The 19001-nt window shown below is 62.5% G+C and carries 23 protein-coding genes and 1 pseudogene; 17 read left to right on the top strand and 7 right to left on the bottom strand.

What is annotated here, in order from left to right; genetic code table 11:
• The first annotated feature begins 200 nt into the window (after positions 1–200).
• From ACV959_RS07375 to ACV959_RS07335, 9 genes are all read left to right on the top strand, one after another.
• Entirely contained in the window at positions 201–539 is a 339-nt protein-coding gene (locus ACV959_RS07375; protein WP_475739230.1) for a P-II family nitrogen regulator, read from the top strand.
• A 21-nt stretch (positions 540–560) separates the two neighbouring features.
• Complete coding sequence (locus ACV959_RS07370) at positions 561–1862, top strand: ammonium transporter (protein WP_475739229.1); 1302 nt, start codon at positions 561–563, stop codon at positions 1860–1862.
• 149 nt (positions 1863–2011) lie between these two features.
• A complete protein-coding gene (locus ACV959_RS07365) occupies positions 2012–3481 on the top strand; it encodes a TadE/TadG family type IV pilus assembly protein (protein ID WP_475739228.1) in 1470 nt (489 codons plus the stop codon).
• Positions 3482–3640: 159 nt separating this feature from the next.
• Positions 3641–4111, top strand: a complete 471-nt coding sequence (rplM, locus tag ACV959_RS07360; protein ID WP_475739227.1) for a 50S ribosomal protein L13 — start codon at positions 3641–3643, stop codon at positions 4109–4111.
• Between the two features lie 2 nt (positions 4112–4113).
• Complete coding sequence (gene rpsI, locus ACV959_RS07355; protein ID WP_475739226.1) at positions 4114–4596, top strand: 30S ribosomal protein S9; 483 nt, start codon at positions 4114–4116, stop codon at positions 4594–4596.
• A 223-nt stretch (positions 4597–4819) separates the two neighbouring features.
• Positions 4820–5407, top strand: coding sequence for a nucleoside deaminase (locus ACV959_RS07350; RefSeq protein ID WP_475739225.1), 588 nt, complete (start codon positions 4820–4822; stop codon positions 5405–5407).
• Between the two features lie 103 nt (positions 5408–5510).
• Positions 5511–5888: a hypothetical protein gene (locus ACV959_RS07345; protein ID WP_475739224.1), complete on the top strand. Its 378-nt coding sequence runs from the start codon at positions 5511–5513 to the stop codon at positions 5886–5888.
• A gap of 120 nt (positions 5889–6008) precedes the next feature.
• Complete coding sequence (locus ACV959_RS07340) at positions 6009–6479, top strand: cupin domain-containing protein (RefSeq protein WP_475739223.1); 471 nt, start codon at positions 6009–6011, stop codon at positions 6477–6479.
• A 93-nt stretch (positions 6480–6572) separates the two neighbouring features.
• Entirely contained in the window at positions 6573–6929 is a 357-nt protein-coding gene (locus ACV959_RS07335) for a DMT family protein (RefSeq protein ID WP_475739222.1), read from the top strand.
• On the opposite strand, the gene ACV959_RS07330 is transcribed toward ACV959_RS07335, so the two are convergent.
• From ACV959_RS07330 to ACV959_RS07320, 3 genes are read right to left on the bottom strand one after another with little or no spacing between them, the layout of a single operon-like run.
• Positions 6910–8271 (bottom strand): peptide MFS transporter, encoded by a 1362-nt coding sequence (locus ACV959_RS07330; RefSeq protein WP_475739221.1) that lies wholly within the window; start codon positions 8269–8271, stop codon positions 6910–6912. The genes ACV959_RS07335 and ACV959_RS07330 overlap by 20 nt on opposite strands.
• Positions 8272–8296: 25 nt before the next feature.
• A complete protein-coding gene (locus ACV959_RS07325) occupies positions 8297–8767 on the bottom strand; it encodes a flavodoxin family protein (RefSeq protein ID WP_475739220.1) in 471 nt (156 codons plus the stop codon).
• Positions 8764–8943 (bottom strand): hypothetical protein, encoded by a 180-nt coding sequence (locus ACV959_RS07320; RefSeq protein WP_475739219.1) that lies wholly within the window; start codon positions 8941–8943, stop codon positions 8764–8766. Before ACV959_RS07320 ends, ACV959_RS07325 begins: the two co-directional genes overlap by 4 nt.
• Positions 8944–9068: 125 nt before the next feature.
• On the opposite strand from ACV959_RS07320, the gene ACV959_RS07315 reads away from it, so the two are divergent.
• Both ACV959_RS07315 and argC read left to right on the top strand, forming a co-directional pair.
• Complete coding sequence (locus tag ACV959_RS07315) at positions 9069–10919, top strand: glycosyltransferase family 61 protein (protein WP_475739218.1); 1851 nt, start codon at positions 9069–9071, stop codon at positions 10917–10919.
• Positions 10920–10994: 75 nt separating this feature from the next.
• Positions 10995–11912, top strand: coding sequence for an N-acetyl-gamma-glutamyl-phosphate reductase (gene argC, locus ACV959_RS07310; protein ID WP_475739217.1), 918 nt, complete (start codon positions 10995–10997; stop codon positions 11910–11912).
• A 3-nt stretch (positions 11913–11915) separates the two neighbouring features.
• On the opposite strand, the gene ACV959_RS07305 is transcribed toward argC, so the two are convergent.
• The 3 genes from ACV959_RS07305 to ACV959_RS07295 all read right to left on the bottom strand — a co-directional run bounded on the left by ACV959_RS07305 (position 11916) and on the right by ACV959_RS07295 (position 13735).
• A complete protein-coding gene (locus tag ACV959_RS07305) occupies positions 11916–12077 on the bottom strand; it encodes a hypothetical protein (protein WP_475739216.1) in 162 nt (53 codons plus the stop codon).
• A gap of 79 nt (positions 12078–12156) precedes the next feature.
• Positions 12157–12759: a J domain-containing protein gene (locus tag ACV959_RS07300; protein WP_475739215.1), complete on the bottom strand. Its 603-nt coding sequence runs from the start codon at positions 12757–12759 to the stop codon at positions 12157–12159.
• Positions 12760–12841: 82 nt separating this feature from the next.
• Entirely contained in the window at positions 12842–13735 is an 894-nt protein-coding gene (locus tag ACV959_RS07295; RefSeq protein WP_475739613.1) for an IS1 family transposase, read from the bottom strand.
• Positions 13736–13843: 108 nt separating this feature from the next.
• Between ACV959_RS07295 and ACV959_RS07290 the strand changes: the two genes are divergently transcribed.
• The 3 genes from ACV959_RS07290 to ACV959_RS07280 are packed head-to-tail and all read left to right on the top strand — an operon-like array spanning position 13844 to position 15809.
• Complete coding sequence (locus ACV959_RS07290) at positions 13844–14140, top strand: type II toxin-antitoxin system RelE/ParE family toxin (protein WP_475739214.1); 297 nt, start codon at positions 13844–13846, stop codon at positions 14138–14140.
• Positions 14140–15285: a HigA family addiction module antitoxin gene (locus tag ACV959_RS07285; RefSeq protein WP_475739213.1), complete on the top strand. Its 1146-nt coding sequence runs from the start codon at positions 14140–14142 to the stop codon at positions 15283–15285. Before ACV959_RS07290 ends, ACV959_RS07285 begins: the two co-directional genes overlap by 1 nt.
• A gap of 8 nt (positions 15286–15293) precedes the next feature.
• Complete coding sequence (locus ACV959_RS07280) at positions 15294–15809, top strand: hypothetical protein (RefSeq protein WP_475739212.1); 516 nt, start codon at positions 15294–15296, stop codon at positions 15807–15809.
• Positions 15810–15821: 12 nt separating this feature from the next.
• Here the strand turns inward: ACV959_RS07280 and ACV959_RS07275 are convergent.
• A protein-coding gene (locus ACV959_RS07275) for an IS630 family transposase (protein WP_475737613.1) occupies positions 15822–16771 on the bottom strand; the annotation gives its coding sequence in 2 pieces (ribosomal slippage) (positions 15822–16427 and positions 16430–16771; 948 coding nt in all).
• A gap of 57 nt (positions 16772–16828) precedes the next feature.
• Here ACV959_RS07275 and tnpC point away from each other — a divergent pair.
• From tnpC to ACV959_RS07260, 3 genes and pseudogenes are all read left to right on the top strand, one after another.
• Positions 16829–17464, top strand: a pseudogene (gene tnpC, locus ACV959_RS07270) (IS66 family transposase); the annotation flags it as partial.
• A gap of 258 nt (positions 17465–17722) precedes the next feature.
• Entirely contained in the window at positions 17723–18064 is a 342-nt protein-coding gene (locus tag ACV959_RS07265) for a hypothetical protein (RefSeq protein WP_475739211.1), read from the top strand.
• A 214-nt stretch (positions 18065–18278) separates the two neighbouring features.
• Positions 18279–18991 (top strand): IS5 family transposase gene (locus tag ACV959_RS07260; protein WP_475739210.1). Its coding sequence is split into 2 segments (ribosomal slippage): positions 18279–18635 and positions 18638–18991, totalling 711 coding nucleotides; the frame shifts between segments, so codons are not numbered across the junction.
• Positions 18992–19001: the final 10 nt, after the last annotated feature.

Here is a 19001-nt window from a genome sequence, read left to right as displayed (position 1 = left end):
CCGGAAGACGGAGAGATCGCGCCGAAACTTTGCACAGATTGTGGATTTTTTGGGCGCGCGGCGCCGCGCCTGCGGACAAAGAGGGCTCGGGCGCCCGAGAAGACGCCGTTTCGATCACGCAACGCGCAGCGCCGTCGACGCTGGCACGGCGATTGCTGACGAAACGGCCATCTTGCCGTCTTCGAAAGCACTCCGTTCACATGAAAATCATCATCGCGATCATCAAGCCGTTCAAACTCGACGAAGTCCGGGACCATCTCATGGCGCTCGGCATCCATGGAATGACCGCGACGGAGGTGAAAGGATACGGCCGCCAGAAAGGACACGCCGAAATCTACCGGGGCGCGGAATACATCGTCTCCTTTCTGCCGAAGGTTAAAATCGAGGTCGCCGTCAACGACGACGTAGTCGACCGCGCCCTCGTTGCGATCCGGCAGGCGGCCTTCACGGGCCATATCGGCGACGGGAAGATTTTCGTGACGCCGCTGGAGCGCGCCCTGCGCATCCGCACCGGCGAAGCCGATTCCGACGCGCTTTAATCGAGAAAAGAGCAGACGCCCATGAAACGCTTTCCGGCGCTCCTCGCGCCGTGCCTCCTCGCTACGCCCGCCTTCGCGCAGGACGCCCCGAAGATCGACAGCGCCGACACGGCCTTCATGATCGTCGCCACGGCGTTCGTGCTGATGATGACGCTCCCTGGCCTCGCGCTGTTTTACAGCGGGATGGTGCGCAAGAAGAACGTGCTCGCGACGATGGCGCAGAGCCTGATCGCGACCGCCGTGGTCTCGCTGCTGTGGGTCGGCGTCGCCTACAGCCTCGCCTTCTCCGGCGACGGCGCCTGGATCGGCGACACGGCGCGCGCCATGCTGAAGGGTATCGGCATGGACACGGTGAGCCCGCTCGCCAAGACCATCCCCGAGATCCTCTTCATGGCCTATCAGATGACCTTCGCGGTCATCACCTGCGCGCTCGTCGGCGGCTCGGTCGCGGAGCGCATGAAGTTTTCGGCCTTCATTCTTTTCTGCGTCGTCTGGCTGTTCATCGTCTATGTGCCCTCGGCGCATTGGGTATGGGGCGGCGGCTTCCTTCAGAAGATGGGCCTCCTCGATTTCGCGGGCGGCACGGTGGTGCACATCAACGCCGGCGTCGCAGGCCTGGTCTGCGCGCTCGTAATGGGCAATCGCGTGGGTTTCGGGCGCGAAAATCTGTCGCCGTTCGATCTCTCGCTCGCAGTCGTCGGCACGGGCCTTCTTTGGGTCGGCTGGTTCGGCTTCAATGGCGGTTCGGCGCTCGGCGCCAATTCGCGCGCGGTCTTCGCCATCGTCGCCACGCATCTCGCGGCCTGTTCGGGGGCCATCGTATGGAGCGGGCTGGAATGGATCGAGCGGGGCAAGCCCTCGGTCCTCGGCGTCGTCTCCGGCGCGGTGGCGGGGCTCGGCACGATCACGCCCGCGTCAGGTTACATCCTCCCTTGGCACGGCGTCGTCATCGGCCTCGTCGCCGGGGCCGTCTGCTACTGGTTCTGCACCGTCGCCAAGCACAGGTTCCATTACGACGACACGCTCGACGTTTTCGGCGTCCATGGCGTCGGCGGCATCATGGGCACGCTGATGGCGGGCGTCTTCGCGACGCGGGCGATCACCGCCTCCGGCGCCGATCCCGGCGTCGCCGGTCTGCTCGAAGGAGACGCGCATCAGTTCGTCGTTCAGACGATCGGCGTCGGCGTAACGATCGTCTGGTGCGTGATCGGCACGCTCATTTCGCTGAAGGCCGTGTCGCTCGTCACGAAGCTGCGCGTCGACAGCGACGACGAACGCGAGGGCCTCGACATCGCGCTGCATGGCGAGGCGCTGCATCAATAGCCGCCCGGCGCAAGACGGCCCTCGCCCCGCTCGGGCGCGAGGGCCGTTGTTCGTTTATCAACTATGAAGCATACGAAGCCGCAGGTTGCACGCGACCTTAACCGCCGCCGCCCTATTGTGACGCTCACGTCATGTCCCGAGGAAGCGCTATGCGGCTCATCGAACGTCTCGCAAACGGCGGTTCGCCCAAAAACTTCAGAAAATCGCGTTCCGGCGCGGTCGCGCTGATCTTCGGCCTCGCGATCATTCCCGTCGTCATGGGGGCCGGCGCGGCCGTCGATTACGCCAGGGCGCACGGCATTCGCGCGAAGGCGCAGAAGGCGCTGGACGCGGCCTCGCTCGCCGGCGCGACCACGGCGGCGGCGCGCCTGCGCGCGGGCGCCGCGATTTCCGCCGCGACGCTCGCCGGCGACAACGCCGCCAAAATGACGTTCAACGCCAACGTAGTCACATGGGGCGGCGTCTCCGTCGAGTCATTTGCGCCAAACGGGGCGGTGACCGCGACTTCCGCGAATTACTCGCCCACGGCGACCGTCAATGTGCCGACATCGATCATGAAGATGGCGGGCGTGACGACGATTCCCGTCACTGTCACAGCTACCGCGAAATCCTCGAACGGGACGCAATACACGGACGTTTACGTGCTCGTCGACGCTTCCCAGTCCATGGGCATGGGCGCCTCCGCCATCGACCAGTCCAATATGAGCGCGGACCCGCAAATCGGCTGTGAATTCGCCTGCCACAACAATCACGGCGGCGACCCGGCGAATTTCGACGGCGTCGCCCATGCGCGCGCGATGGGCTACAAGCTGCGCTTCGATGTCATTCGCGACGCGCTGACCGCGATCGTCAACCAGGCGGAGACGACGATGTCGGCCACGGGCGGAACGATCCGCTTCGGGATCTACACATTCGCGACCAACTTCCGGACCGAAATCAACATCACCTCGAACTATGCCTCGATCCGCCAAGCGATCGCCGCCATGGACATCGCCGACGGCAGCGCGGGCACGTCGCTCAAGCACGCGCTCGACGAACTGAAACTGAAGATCGGCGCGACGGGAGACGGCTATTCGCCTGCGAGCCCGAAGACTTTCGTGCTCGTGATGACCGACGGCGTGGGGAATTCGGTCGACAATAAACGCAGTTCGCCCGGCGGTTACAACTGGGTTCCCTCGACGACCTTCTTCCCGCCCTATACGGGAACGACGACCTGCTGGAGCCAGCTTCCGCCCGGAGACGGCACGCCGACGCCCGCACCCGCCGATACGCCGCGCGCCCCGCCCTGCGTGCCGAATCCGCATGTGCCGCCGTCGTGGACCGGGAATTATGAAATGGAGCTGATCGGCGTCGATCCGGCCTGGTGCGCGCCGGTCAAGGCCATGGGCGCGACGCTCATGACGCTTTATACGACATATCTCGTCCACCACAGCGATTACGACTGGCGCTCCGCCTATCTGCGGCGCAGGTTGCTTCCCGAAATTCCCGACCAGATGCGCGCCTGCGCTTCGTCGCCCGCGGACTATTTCGTCGCCAATGACGCGGCGCAGGTGACGGCGGCGATCGACCAGATGTTCAAGCGCGTGACAATGGTGCGCGCGGCGAAGCTGACGCGCTGAGTTGGCCGAAAATACGGTATCATAATACCGCATAATTGAATCTGGCGGATTTTAAGGAGATGCGCGGCGCGAAGGCGCGCAAAACCGCTTGACCTGCGCCCGCCCTTCCCCTATTCCGGCGCCATCCGAACCGCTCGTTCAGACGGAATTTGACATCCCATGTACGGCAAGACCTATTCGGCGAAGCCCGCCGACATCGAAAAGAAATGGGTGCTGATCGACGCCTCCGGGCTCGTCGTCGGCCGCCTCGCCTCGATCATCGCGCTGCGCCTGCGCGGCAAGCACAAGGCGACCTTCACGCCCCATATGGACGATGGCGACAACATCATCGTCATCAACGCCGACAAGGTGGCGCTGACCGGCCGCAAGCGCGACCAGAAGGTCTATCACCATCACACCGGCTTCCCGGGCGGCATCAAGGAGCGCTCGGCCAAGTTCATCCTCGAGGGCCGTTTCCCTGAGCGTGTGCTCGAAAAGGCTGTGCAGCGCATGCTGCCGCGCGGGCCGCTCGGCCGCCGGCAGCTTAGCAATCTCCGCGTCTACAAGGGCGCCGAGCATCCGCATGAAGCGCAGAACCCGGTGACCCTCGACGTCGCCGCCATGAACGCCAAGAACGTCCGGAGCGCCTGATCATGGCCGAGACCACCCTTTCCTCGCTCTCCGACCTCAATCAGGCGGCCGTCGCCGCTGCGGTCGAAGCCCCGAAATACGAGCAGAAGCTCGACAAATACGGCCGCGCCTACGCTACTGGCAAGCGCAAGAACGCCGTCGCCCGCGTGTGGATCAAGCCGGGCTCCGGCAAGATCACCGTCAACGGCCGCGACATTGAGGTCTACTTCGCCCGTCCGGTGCTGCGCATGATCGTGCAGCAGCCTTTGGGCGTCGCCAAGCGCATCGGTCAATACGACGTCATGGTGTCGGTCGCCGGCGGCGGTCTTTCGGGCCAGGCCGGCGCGGTGCGCCACGGCCTCGCCAAGGCGCTGACGCATTATGAGCCGGAACTGCGCTCTCCGCTCAAGAAGGAAGGCTTCCTCACCCGCGACTCGCGCGTGGTCGAGCGCAAGAAATACGGCAAGCGCAAGGCTCGCCGCAGCTTCCAGTTCTCGAAGCGCTAACGCGCGGGAATCGTCACGACAAGCGTCTTTTGCAAAAGACGTCATGCATCAAAGCCGGGCCAAGCCCGGCTTTTTTGTTGCGCAGTTTTCAGGCGACGCAGATGATGACCGACCTGTCGCCGAAACGAACGGCTGAAACCGAGACGGCCGGCGCAAGGCGTCGGCGGGCTCCCTCCAGTCAACCGTCATCGAACGCGGTCATGCTTGCCATGGATCAGACCCGATGCCGATGCTGATCGACAAAGATGACGAAGCGACGGACACCGTCCTCGACGCCATAGCGCTTATTCCCACCCGCAGCCTGAATTCCGTTGTCGAGGACGGCTTCTTCAAGAAGCTGACCGACGCGCACTTCATGCGAATTGCGGCGCATTTGGCGAGAAAGAGCTATCAGGAAGGCGGCTGTCCGATCGGCGCCGTGATTATCGACAACGAAACCAGAGAAATCGTCGGCAAGGGCCACAACACCCTTGTGCAGGACGACGACCCCTACAACCACGGCGAAACGGCCGCCATTCGGGACGCCGGCCGCAAGGACTTCAGCGTGACGACTCTTTTCACGACGTTGAGCCCCTGCGACGTGTGTGCGGCCCTGCTCCTCAATCGAGGGTTCGCCCGGGTCGTCGTCGGGGACGTCACAAATGCGAGGGGCAACGAGGACACGCTGCGCTCGAAAGGCGTGCAGGTGGATATTCTCGAAGATCCGACTGGCGTCGCGCTCTATCAAAAGTTCCGCAATGAAAAACCCGATCTCGATCTGGAGGATTGGAAGGGATTGGCGGCTGTCCGAGCGAAGAGGAGTCAAGGCTAGAACGCGGCGTCCCGCGCAGGACCGAGCCCGCATTTTCAGGAAAGCCGGCGCTTTGATCCGCCCCTGGCATAAAGGCGCCTCCGGGGCCGTCCGGCTCGGATAATTGCGTATTTTCGTCAATCGTCCGGCAAAATTCGCCATCTCCCCAATTCCAAAGAACGGACGAAGAACGGACGCTATGGCGTTTTCCTGGTCCGGAACCCATGTCGCGATCAGCGGGCCACGATTGTCGCGCAAAAATTCAGTTCCGATTGAAGCGGAGGAAGCAATGTCCAGACAGATTGCAACGGCGCTTTACTGGGTCGGCATTCTCATTTCCTTGCCGTTCGTCCTGCTGGTGGCGGCGTCGATCATGCGGATAGTCTCGGAAGGTTTCGAGGCGAAATATGTCAATTCCACCTTTCTAGGCGTGGCGGGCGCGGCGTTTTCCTATTCCGTCGGATATTTGCTGCGGCATATGCTGACGCAGAACGGAGATTGATCGTCGCCGCGCGCGACGGGGAGACGGGCGGAGCCGGATACGCGCTCTTGCCGCGCTCCGCTCTACGCCCCAAACTCCTCTCCTAAGGACGCGGACATCGAAACCGCGGGAGAGAGTTTCATGCGCGCATCGCTCGTTTCATCCGTCCTGTTCGCACTGGCCGGTCCCGCCCTCGCCGCGGAACCCGAGATCATCGGCGAAAAGAACGGCAAGGACGTCGTCACGATCCGAGTGCCGGAGGCGTCGACGTCCAGGCAAGCCCTTCCCTTCTTCCCCGGCGTATCGAACAAGAACGCCGGCGCGAAGGGATTGTCGTTGCTCAAGGTCGTCATTCCGCCGGGCGGCTCGGCTCAGGCGCATGTTCACAAGGGCTATGAGTCGGCGATCTACCTGCTGCAGGGCACGGTGGAGACGCGCTACGGCCAGCATCTCGAGAAGCGCGTCGTCAATGTCGCGGGCGATTTCATCTATATCCCCGCCGACGTCCCTCATCAGCCGACGAATCTCAGCAAAACAGAGCCCGCCATCGCCATCGTCGCCCGCAACGACGGCGACGAACAGGAGCATGTGATCCTGCTGCCGAAACAATAGGGAAACATCCATCGGCGCTCGATTGTTGTTGCGCAATTAGCCGAGTGCGCTACGCCGGCTGGCGACGTGCCTGACCTCGAAGGAGTCCGAAAAATGCTCGCCTTTCTCCGCGCGCCCACGGTCGCGCCGATCCTTTTGCTGTGCGTTTCGAACCTGTTCATGACGGCGGCCTGGTACGGGCATCTGAAATTCCCTCGCCTGTCCATGCCGCAGGCGATCTTGATGGGATGGTCCATCGCCCTCGTGGAATATTGTCTCGCCGTTCCCGCGAACCGCATCGGCTATGGCGCCTATTCGGCCGCACAGCTGAAGACCATTCAGGAAATCATCACCCTAGTGATCTTCGTGGGATTTTCATTTTTCGTGCTTGGCGAGGTTCCCGGCTGGCGCACCTTCCTCGGCTTCGGCCTGATCGCCGCGGGCGCCTTTTTTATCTTTCAGTCGAAATAAGCGCGCCCAGCGGGGCGCGCGCGCCTTCGACGATAGCCGCCGCGCCAATCCCGAGGGTCGCCATGAGCAGGAAGAATTCTGCGTTAGACAGGCTCGACCAGTAGCTTCCGATCCATCCCGCAAGCAGATTGCCGAGAAACATGGAGGTGAACCAAAACCCCATGAGCGCGGAGCGGGATCCGGCTGGCGCGAGGCGGGAAACGAGCGAGAGCGTGATCGGCGAGAAATGCAGCTCGGACAGAGTGATGAGCGCAAAATAGACGAGCAGCCAAAGCGGACTCGCCTTGCCGCCCTCGTTCGCCGCCGCCGCGAGCGCCAGCACGCCATAGCTCAAAGCAATGCCGAAACATCCCAGCGACAGCTTGCGCAGGGTCGACGGCTCGCGGCCGCGCCGCGCGAGGAACGCCCAGAACGCGACAAGCGGCGGCGTGAAGAGAAAGATCATGAACGGATTGAACGCCTGAAACCACGTCACCGGCATCTCGCCGCGCCATCCGAAGAGCGCCATGCCGCGGTCGACCGAGCCCGACGCCCAGAGCGCAATCGTATTGCCCTGCTGCTCGAAGGCCGCCCAGAACAGCGCCGAGGGCGCAAAGAGCAGAAGGATGCCGAAAAGCGCGCGTCGATCCCCCGCGCTCTGCCTCTGCGACGCCGGCAGGAGGGTTGCCCGCGGTAGCGACCGCCGCGCGGAGAGATAGGTCGCGAGGCCGACGGCCATACCGACGCCGGCGGAGGCAAAGCCGTAATGCCAGCCGACTCTTTCGCCGAGCGTGCCGCAGACGAGCGGCGCGAAGAAGGCGCCGACGTTGATGCCCACGTAGAAAATCGAATAGGCGCGGTCGCGCCGCGCGTCGCCCGGCGCGTAAAGTTCGCCGACCTGCGTGGATATGTTGGGCTTGAACGCGCCACAGCCGAAGATGATGAGCAGGAGGGCGGGAAGAAAAAGCGATTCCTCCGCCATCATGAAATGGCCGGCGACCATGAGTCCCGCGCCGACGGCGATCGTTCGCGTGCGCCCGAGCCAGCGGTCGGCCGCGAGCCCGCCGAGGATCGGCGTGAGGTAGATGAGTCCCGTGTAGAGGCCATAAATCTGCGACGCCAGAGGCTGCGGCCCCAGCGGCCCCGACAGCGCCTCGAGCCCGCGCCGCAGCGCGCCGAGCCCGAGTACGGAGTCAATGCGCTCCGGCGCTAGGAGATGGTCGACCATGTAAAGAACGAGAAGCGCGCGCATCCCGTAAAAGGAAAAGCGCTCCCACATTTCCGAAGCGAACAGAAAGGCCAGGCCCCTGGGGTGGCCGAGAAACGCATGCCCTGCGTCGCGCTGATCCGAAACCGGCGTCACCCTCTCTCTCCCTCGGCGGCGCGCGCTAGAAGATCCCGGCGTCGAGACCCGCGGCGGCGAGCATCCCGACTTCCCGGCACCGGTCCACGAAATCCTCCCGCCACTCGCCGCGGCAGATGAGCGGCTCCGTTATCGCGCGCCATCGCAGGCCGGTCAGAATCGTCTCGACGCCGCGCCGCGTTCCCGTCCCGTCGCTGCCCGCGCGAACGACGAGCGCATAGGGCATCCCCTGCGTGCTCCCAAGACAGGGATAATAGCAGCGGTCGAAGAAATCCTTCAGCGCCCCGCTCATGTAACCGAGGTTCTCCGGCGTGAGAAGGACGACCGCATTCGCCGCCAGAACGTTATCCGGCATAGCGTCGAAGGGACTCGACGCAACCGATTCCACGCCCTCGATTTCCGGCGCGGCCGCGCCTTCGAGGATCGCATCGCGCATCCGCGCCAGATTCGGCGACGGCGCGTGAGCGACCACGAGCAGCCGTTTTCCGGCGGTCACTTCGGATGGAATTCCGGCACCTCGACGAGTTGGAAGAACACCGCCGCGCCGATGACCGCCAGCAGCAGCAGAATTCCGCTATAGGCGATGATCGAATAGACAGACAAGGCATAGAGGGAGTCGACGATCTTCACGCCGCAGGCGCGAAATGTCTCGCCAATCGCATGTCCCGCCATGGTAATTGCTCCGGCTTCGGGGCGCGTCCGAATGACGCGCCAACTCTGGAGATATCGCGCCGCAAGACTGGCGCCAGTCCTGGTTCGTCGTCTGGCCGAACGTTCACTGCCTTTGCGGAGCGCGGATGGGTCTCGGGTTCCTTCATAAGCTGTTCGGCCCCCGCCCGCCGGCCGAAGCGGATCGGCGAGCCGCATCCGCGGAAGCCGTCGCCGCGCATCTGCGCCGGCTTGCGGAAGGACCGGCGACGCGCGCCGATTCTGCCCCGGCCGGCCTCGCAGAAGCGGAAGCCGCCGCGTTCTGGTCCTTTGTCACGGCAGCCCGCTGCGCCCTGCTGATGCGCCTCCTGCGCCTGCGCGGACGGGACGACATGGCGGCGGCGGCCGCGCTTAGGGCGTTCGCCGCTGCGCTCCATGGAGAGCGGGCGGACGATCTCGAGACTCTCCTCGCGCGGATCGAGCGCGACCTGCGCGCCGATGCGCGCAGGCTGGCGGAGCGCCACGGCTGGCGGCTCGTGGGGACGGCCTTCGCCCTCGTGGCGGCGCCCGCGCTTTTTGAGGAAGCGTGGAGCTATCTCGATCGCGCCATCGGCTTCGTCGAACGCGCGACGGCCGAAAATTTCGACGAACGCGCCTATCTCGCCGCGAACCCGGACGTCGCCCGTTCGGTCGCGCAGCGCCGTATCGCTTCGGGGCGCGCCCATTTTATTGCCCATGGCGGCGCGGAAGCGCGTTCGCAACGCCGGTTCGGCCTCCGCCACCGTCATGACGAGGAATTCGTTTATCCTCTCCAATTTTGCCGCGATCCGGCGTCGAATGCGCCTGGCGGCCGGAGCCTTCCCGGCGCGCGCGTCGATGTCGCCGCGCTTCTGTCCGAGCCGCCCCGAAAGCCATACTCGATCACGATTCTGCGGGAAGCCGAAGAGCATGACGCGACGCCCGCGCTCGCGGTCGACGCCTCGATCGGCCAGGAGACCGCGCAGTTCGAGGCGCTCCTGAAAAAGCGCCGATGGACGGCGGCGACCCTCTATCTTGCCGCCCTCCCCGACGCCTGCGCGGACTTGCCCAACGGCGCGGCGATCTTCGACCGCGACAAGGCCTGGTCGGACTCTTTCTACGCGACGATCCTCTCTCCCGGCGGCGACGCCCGCGCGCCCGACATTTTCCCGATCGCCGGCCGCTACGCCCGGCTGCGCCGCGCATCCGACGAGCAGACCCAGAAATCCGCCATGCCGCTCATGCTCTGCGCGACCTGGGCGGCCCGGATCAATTACGGGCACTGGCTCATGAACGGCCTTTTTTCCGCTTATCTCGTCCTCGACGAACTGCGCGCCGGCCGTCTCGGCCTGCTCTGCCCCCCGCTCACGGACCGGCAGCGGAATGAACTTCTCGCACTCGGCGCGCCGGCCGACTCGATCGTCGAAAGCGCGGCGCGCTATGCGCGCTCCGACCGGCTCATCTATCCCTCGCCGCTCGCCACCTTCGCCAACATGGCGCCGTCGCCGCGCCTCATCGATTTCTTCGCGCATCTCACGCGCGCGCACCAATCTGGCGCGCGCGGCCCGGCGCCGGAACGCGTGTTTCTCAGCAGGCTCGGCTTTCCCTCCGCGCGCCGCATGAGAAACGAAGCCGCGCTCGCCGAAGCGCTCGCGAAAATTGGGTTTCACGTCGCAAAGACCCACGAGCTGACGCTCGCGGATCAGATCCGGCTCATGTCGAACGCGAAGTTCGTGGTCGGCCAGTTCGGGGCCGCGCTATGGAACATCCCCTTCATGCCGCGCGGCGGGCGCATCGTCGAAATCGCCACGAGCAACTACAGCTCCAACGAGTATCTCTACGTCGCGCACCTTTGCGGACACCGCCTCCACAGGGTGATGATCGACGCCGCCTCGCCGCAAAATCGCGCCTACGCCGGCGAACATTTCGAATTCGACGCCCCCGTCGCGGAGATCGCGGCGCTGGCGCAGTCGCTTCTGTGAGCGCCTGTTGACAAGGCGTCACGCAGCCATCATCCAACCGGCGCAAAAACCCCTTGTCCGCGGGAAAACGAGATCATGGCCAGCAAAATCTTCATCGACGGCGACGCCGGCACGACGGGCCTCGAGATCCGCGAGCGGCTCGCCGGCCGCGCCGACATAGAGATGGTCGCGCTCCCCGCCGAGAAGCGCAAGGACGCCGCGGCCAAGCGCGAGATTCTCGGCGCCGTCGACGTCGCCATCCTCTGCCTGCCCGACGACGCCGCGAAGGAAACCGTTGCGCTGTGCGACGCGCTCGGAGACAAGGCCCCGCGCATCCTGGACGCCTCCACCGCGCATCGCGTCGCGCCGGGCTGGGTCTACGGCTTCCCGGAGCTTTGCGCCGGACAGGCGGAGGCGATCGCGCACGCCGCGCGCGTCGCCAATGTGGGCTGCTACGCCACGGCCTCCATCGCGCTGCTGCGGCCGCTCGTAGACGCCGGGCTGATCCGGCCGGACCAGCCGCTTACGATCAACGCCGTCTCCGGCTATTCCGGCGGCGGACGGCAGATGATCGAGGCCTATGAGGCGGGAACGGCTCCGGCCTTCGAGATTTACGCGCTCGGGCTCGAGCACAAACATCTACCTGAAATCATGGCCTATTCAAAGCTCGCGGCGCGGCCGCTGTTCGCGCCGTCCGTCGGCAATTTCCGGCAGGGAATGCTCGTCTCCATCCCCCTCCAGCTCGACGCGCTGCCCGGCAAGCCTGATGGGGCGGCGTTCGAGAGCGTCTACCGGCGTCATTACGCGGACGCGCCGCATGTGCGCGTTTCCTGCGCTCCGGCGAGCGGCCGTCTCGACGCGCTGTCGCTCAACGGCACGGACGACATGGAGTTGTTCGTTTTCGCGAATGACGCGCGCCGCCAGGCGGTACTCATTGCGCGTCTCGACAATCTCGGCAAGGGCGCGTCCGGCGCCGCCGTGCAAAATCTCGACCTGATGCTCGGGAAAGCCTGAGCCTCAGCGGAAACCGATCACGTCGTCGAACCTCGCGGGCTGCCGGCGCGCATCGCGCTTTTCAACCCTGCGCCGCTTCACGCGAAAACACTCACAGGCGATTCCGAGGATCACGACGGCGACGTAAGCGAAGATGACCGCCAGCCAGGCTGTGTGAGACCACATGCGCCCCTCCGAACGCGCGAAAGATCATACTTTTTAAGAAAGCGCGCTTACTCGCGTCCGTCAATACCGGCGCGGCTCTTCAGTAATGGCTGGGGAGCACGTGAAGATAGACGATCTTGAGCCAGTTCAGCAGCGCGACCAGCGCGACGGCGAGGAAAATCACCACGAATATCAGGTAGAACTTAAGCGCCACGTCGAGGAGAAACATGGAGATCGCGACGACTGCGCGAATGAGCGCGTCGGCGGCGCTCCGGTAATGGCGCTCGCGATTAGCGAAAAAGCCGACGCTCAACAGAACCGCGGCCGCGCCGCCGGCGAGCAGGAATGGATTGAGATCCTCGTGGATGCCGTCGCCGGCGTCGATGAGGATCGCCCCCGCGAGGAAGAAAACGAGGCTGAGCAGCAGAAAGGCGTATTGCCTTAGCGCGCCGCCGATTTTCTGGCGGAAACTGCGCTTCCTGACGGTCGCGTCGACGAAACTCCCGAACCTGTGCTCGAAATCGTAAGCCTCGCGCTCGGTGCGATCCTTCAGCGTGTTGTAGGCTTCGGTGATCAGCTGAAACTTCGCCGCATCGCCGCCGACGTCCGGGTGATACTTCTTCGCGAGCTTGCGATAGGCGGCGTTGATCTCGCGACCGCTCGCGCCCTCGCTGACCCCCAGGACCTCATAATGCGTCCGCATCGCCTACCCTAGCGTCCCCGAATCCGGCTATTTTTCGCGGAGATGCGGGCAGGATCAAGTTGATTGTCACGAGGGCAGTAGGTCAGTTTGAAATTTCCTGCCCAGCCTTTTTGTATGGGCCGCGCTTTTTCGGCGCGGCCGCTTCTTCCGCCTCGACCAGCGCCACGATGTCTGCGACTTCCCAAAGGCGCTCAGAAACGCCAGCCGCCATTGCGGGCGACATGCGCAGCTTCGAATGAACGCGGACAAAGTTGTAATACATCATGTGCAGCGCGACCGCATAAGCGTGGCTTTCGATCTTTTTCGAGAAAGCGTTGGTCAAGCGGGTGAAGCGGCGCATGTGCATCCGCATGGTTAGGTTCTGGCGCTCGACGTAGGAAGTTGAGACATGCGCAGGATCGGGTTTGCCCTCGATGCGCTCTTTCTTCGCGCCGAGGCACACGGCGGGACTGTAACGGCCCTTTGCGGCCTCTGGGACAGTCCCGTAAATCTTGTTCAGAATGGCGTAGTCGATATCGCCGCCGAAAGCGCCTTCAACGGCTTCCAGATACGCCTTGTGCCCGTCGCTGGTCAGTTGGACGCGGTTCGCGAGGCGTGAGGCCAAATCGTCCATAAACGCTATGGCGCACTCGCCATCCCGGCCGCCGACGAAATAGGAAATGATTAGCTTGGAGTCCGCGTCTATTGCGGTCCAGGTCCACGTGTCTCCAGCCCAATCGGGGGCGGCCTTGGCCGCCGCCACGTTCTTCTGCTTGGCGTAGGTGAAGCTCCAAATCTCATCGACCTGAACGCGCTTGGCGGCCACGTTCCGCACGTTCGCGTCGTGATAGGCCAAGCACGCCTTGCCAGCGTCCGCCAAGAGCTTCGCGACCGTGTTCTTTGACGCGCCGGTGAGGCGCGTCACGGCGCGGATCGACTGGCCTTCGCAGAGAAGGTGAAGGATGCGCGCGCGGTCTTCGGTCGAGAGCTTGTTCATGAATTCGATCTGCCAGATGCGCGGCTGTAAGTCAAGCATGAGGGTCATTTTGATCACACTAATCAATTTTGTCTTGCTGGCTTGGATCGCCTGTGATACGAGGGATTAATGAGAGTCGTGTTTGCCGACGAAGAGCTTTCTTTGATTGAGACGGACGAAGCGGGGGCAACCAGGCTGCCGATCGGCGTCATCAAATCAGCTCGTCGGAAACTCACGGTTCTTCGCGCCGCAATTGACGATCGCTCTCTACGGAACTGGAAGAGTCTTCACTACGAAAGGCTGAAAGGAGATCGAGAGGGTCAACGGTCGATTCGGATTAACGACCAGCATCGAATTGTATTCGAGTTGGACGAAGAAACCGAACCGCAAACAATGACGATCTTATCGATCGAGGATTACCACTAATGTCGAAATCTGCGCCTTTGCCTGTGGATCATCCCGGCGCCTTTATCGCTGAAGAGCTTGACGCTCGCGGCTGGGCGCAGGCCGACCTCGCCTATATTCTCGGCATCGATGTCAGCCAGCTCAACCGGTTAATCAAGGGGTCTACAGACATCACCCCTGATTCTGCCGTCGCGCTTGGCGACGCCTTCGACATGCCTGCTGAGTTTTTTTTAAACCTGCAGAAAATGTATGACCTTCACCGCGCGAAAAAGTCTGACCCTGGCGTTCGAACGCGAGCATCTTGGCTTCGGGCTTTTCCTATTCGCGAGATGATAAAGCGCGGCTGGATCGAAGACGCCGAACCTGCCCTTCTTCATCTTCAGATGCTGCGTTTCTTCGGTAAGAATCGGGTCGAGGATATCCCGTTTGTCAGCGACGCTGAGATAATCGCGCACGCGGCGAAGAAAACCGGATATGAAAAAACGACGCCAATCCAGTATGTGTGGTTGCATCGAGTCAGAAAAATAGCTGAAGGGGTTAGCGATTGCCCAGCTTATTCGGCTGATGGGCTGCGCAAGGCGCTCCCGTCTATAAGAGCGCACATGCTCGACAAAGACGACCTTGCAAAGATCCCGGCCATCTTGTGGGCTTGCGGAGTTAGGCTGGTCTTCGTCGAGGCGCTTCCGGGGTCAAAAATCGACGGCGTATGTGTGTGGCTTGGCGGCCAGCCTGTTATTGGCATGACGCTTCGTCTCGACCGCCTTGATAATTTCTGTTTCGTGCTTCGGCATGAAATCGAGCACGTCTTGCGCGGAGACGGCCAAGCCGAATCTTTCACTCCAGTCGACGAAATAGGCGCAGACGCAGATTCTGACCGGAGCCTCCCTGCCTGCGAGATAATAGCAAATCGAGAGGCTGGCGAGTTTTGTGTGCCCAGAGACTTATTAAATTCGTTTATCGAACGGAAAAGTCCGTTTATTTCAGAAAGAGACATGCTGGCTTTTGCTGCGAGAGTTAAAATAAACCCCTGCGTCGTCGTCGGACAAATTCAGAAGAAGACAAAAAACTATGCTTGGTTACGAAAGTATCAGACCAGCATAAAGGAACACATACTTGATTGGCGTCTGAAAGACGGGTGGGGATACTCTGCGCCAACTGGTCTATAGAGGGCAATATGGCGGATTATCACGAACAGGTTATGCGTATTTGGGATGAATGGGTCGCAAAAACCGGCCAGCCTTCCGGGGCTGGCAACCCAGCAGACTTTATCGAATGGGCGTTGGCAGCGAAAAAGCTTGCCCCGCGCCCACAGGACATCAAACGTATCTTGCGAGAGCAAGTGACGCGTGAACTTAGGAAAGCGCGCCGGTTCGACATTGAAGGCGGCTTTACCTATCGAGCGAAGCAATGCGTCACCCTGTTCGACGGCGGGGTGGCAACAAAGCACTACTTCGACACCGATACAGGAGGGACGCCAACGCTGAGGCAAAAGGCAACCAAGCAACGGCGAGATGCGATTGCTCGCTCAGTTTATCTGGGAGCCTGCGACGTTGAGAGAATGAACAAAGTCTTCCCTGAAGACCCGCAACTCAATTTCTTTACAGATTTCACGGATGACGTTGCTGAATTGCGAGCGGCGGAAATGCGCTCAGACGACGAAGAAGATGATGATGACGATTCCGTCGCCTAGAGCGGTTTCCTCTCAAAGCGGCTCATAGCCGGCGGCGGCAAAGAAGTTGGCGCATTCGGTTGGCGTGAACGCGTTGAGCAAGGCTCCGATCCTGTTCCACAAGGCGTCGATGTTGCGTTCGGCGGCCGCGCGCAGAAGCGCCTTGAGCTTTGAGAAGGCCTTTTCGATCGGGTTGAAGTCGGGGCTATAGGGCGGCAGGTAAAGCAGCGTCGCTTTGGCGGCTTCGATCGCCTTGCGCACGCCAGCGCCTTTGTGGCTGCCGAGATTATCCATCACGACGATGTCGCCTGGTGAGAGCGTCGGGACGAGCACCTGGTCGACATAGGCCTGAAACCATTGGCCGTTGATCGGGCCGTCGAGAACCATTGGCGCCGTCAGGCCGGTGAGTCGTAGTCCGGCAACGAAGGTCGTGGTTTTCCAGTGTCCGTGCGGAACGCTGGCGCGCAACCTTTCGCCTCTCGGCGCGCGTCCGTTCTTGCGGGCCATGTTCGTGCTCGCCCAGGTCTCGTCGATGAAGACAAGCTTTTCCGGATCGAGATCGAGCTGGTTCTCGAACCACGCCTGGCGACGCTTCAGGATGTCCGGCCGGTCCTGCTCGCTCGCATGGGCGGTCTTTTTTTCCAGGTAATGTTGTGGCGGGCGAAGAAGCGCCACAGCGCGCCGATGCTGAAGCTGTGGCCTCGCTCGGCAAGCTGCGCGGAGAGTTCCTTCAGCGTGATGTCGCACGTCTCCTCGATAAGCGAGAGGATCAGGCTCTTGTGCGCGTCGATGCGCGCCGACCAGCGATCCCCGCCGCGCTTGTAGGAGGCCGGACTGCCGGTCTCGTTCTGCCGTTGACACCATCGGACCGCGCTGGACGCGGAGACGCCGAAACGTTCCGCCGCCTGCCGCCGAGACATGCCGCCAGAAACAGCGGCCACCACGCGTTCCCGAAGATCAAGCGAAAGGGTCTTCTTCGACATGCCTGCCAGCCTCCTTCGCCAGCAGACAGTTTGAATCAGACCAGAGACGATTCGGGAATCCCTCTCGATTCATTCAGACAAGAAACCGCTCTAGCGGCGAAGAACAGCGTGGCGCTCGCCTTCTGCTGGTCGCATGTCCGGCGGCGCTTCTATGAACTCGCAGCGGCAGGTCCTGCGCCGATCGCTACGCAAGCGCTCGAACGCATCGGCGTCCTCTACGCCATCGAGAGCGACATCCGCGGACGCAGCCCCGACGAGCGTCGTGACGCGCGACAGGAGAAATCCCGCCTCATCCTCGAGGCCCTCGAGCCGTGGTTACGCGAGAAGCTCGCGCTGATCAGCCAGAAGACCAGGCTCGCCGAGGCGATCCGCTACGCTCTCTCGCGCTGGGACGGCTTGACGCGCTTCATCGACAACGGGCGCATCGAGATCGACTCCAATATCGTCGAGCGCGCGATCCGCCCAATTGCCCTCAATCGCAAGAATGCGCTCTTCGCCGGCTCCGACGGCGGCGCCGAAAACTGGGCCGTCGTCGCCTCGCTCATCGAGACCTGCAAGCTCAATGGCGTCGATCCGCAGGCTTACATGGCCGACGTCCTCACGAAGATCGTCAATGGCCATCTCGCGAGCAAGCTGGACGAGCTCATGCCCTGGGCCTACGCACAGCCGGTCGCTATCAAAGACGTGGCCTGAAAACAGCGGTTACGGAACAGTCGTCAGGGCGGAGAAGGAGGCGGCTGAAAGTTTCATTCGCTCGAAGGATCGAGCGAATGAAAAATCTTCAAGGGAAGATAAGAGAGGACATCGGCCCAAATCGCCGAGCAGCGACGCCATCGTTGCCGCCGAGCTTGGCATCTCCGGCTGCGCCGAAAGGCGTTGCGCGTCGTCAATCATATCTTCACGAAAAGGACCGAAGATCAAAGCCGCCCAAGAACGTAAAGGCGGCATAAAATGAGGTTGTTTCAAATTCTTTGGGGAATCGCCTGGATCATCATCGGCGCAATCGCTGGAGTTTCGTGGCTCGTATTCTGCTTTGGATCAGTGCTTGGCGTTATCCTGCTTTTGATCTTTGCGCCGCCGCTGCTGTTTTTGCCGTTCGGATTATGCGCATACGGGTTTGCAATCCTAATGCAAGGGCTTTCAGGCGACACAGGCGTAAGCGAGATGCAGGCTGCCCCCACCCCGCGCTCAAATCCTTCGCCCCTACCACTCGGACGCCAGATGACATGGCGCGACGTGTCGCCTGATGTAGCTGGAGCCCCGAAGGAATCGTTCCGCTTCCGGGACGACTGATCGCACGCGTCCAATCGATTCCAACCCGCGCTCGTTATCAAGCTGCCGGAGACCGAACAACCTGCCCGGTGCGCAGCGTGCTTTCGAAATCCGCTTGCGAACATTTATGGCGCTCCCGCTTGATCACTTCGCCGTCCCGGTAGAGGGCTAGGGTCTGTACCCGATTGAACTGAACGTCGCGCCGTGATTCAAGCTCTTCAGGAGGGCTTGATTCGTGGCGGACAATTTTTGGCTCAGCGATGAGCAATGGGCGGCGATTGCGCCGCATCTTCCGATGGTCCACACCGGGCCCAAGCGCCAGGACGATCGCCGCATCATCAGCGGCATCGTCCATCGGCTGCGCGAGGGCTGCCGATGGCGCGCGCTTCCCGACGAGTATGGGCCGTATACGACGGTCTTCAACCGATACAATCGCTGGAGCCAGCGGGGCCTGTGGCAACGCATATTCTCGGCGCTCGTCGCAAGCGGCGACCCGCCAGCGCTCACCATGATCGACAGTTCGGCGGTCAAGGCGCATCGCTCGGCGAGCGGCGCCAGAAAAGGGGGGCGCAAAATCAAGCCATCGGCCGCTCGCGCGGCGGGCGCACGACGAAAATCCACGCCCTCGTCGACGAAGAAGGACGACCGCACGCCTTCCTGCTGACGGGCGGACACGTCGCCGACGTCACGGGCGCGGCGACGCTGCTCGCCGCGACCGCGCCGAGCGAACGGTTGATCGGCGACAAAGGCTACGACGCGGATCATTTGCGCCTCTTCCTGCAAGCACGCGGCACGACGCCGGTCATTCCCAATAAAGTCAACCGCAAGCGCCTCTTTCCGTTCGACGCGGAACTTTACCGCCTGCGCAACGTCATCGAGCGGACGTTCTGCCGGTTGAAGGACTTTCGAGCCATCGCCACACGTTACGACAAAACCGCTCGAAAGTAAGCGCTGTTCT

The organism is Methylocystis sp. Se48, from assembly GCF_056269425.1.
The sequence above is the reverse complement of the archived record's forward strand: the minus strand, read 5'-3'. Positions and strand labels throughout refer to the sequence as shown.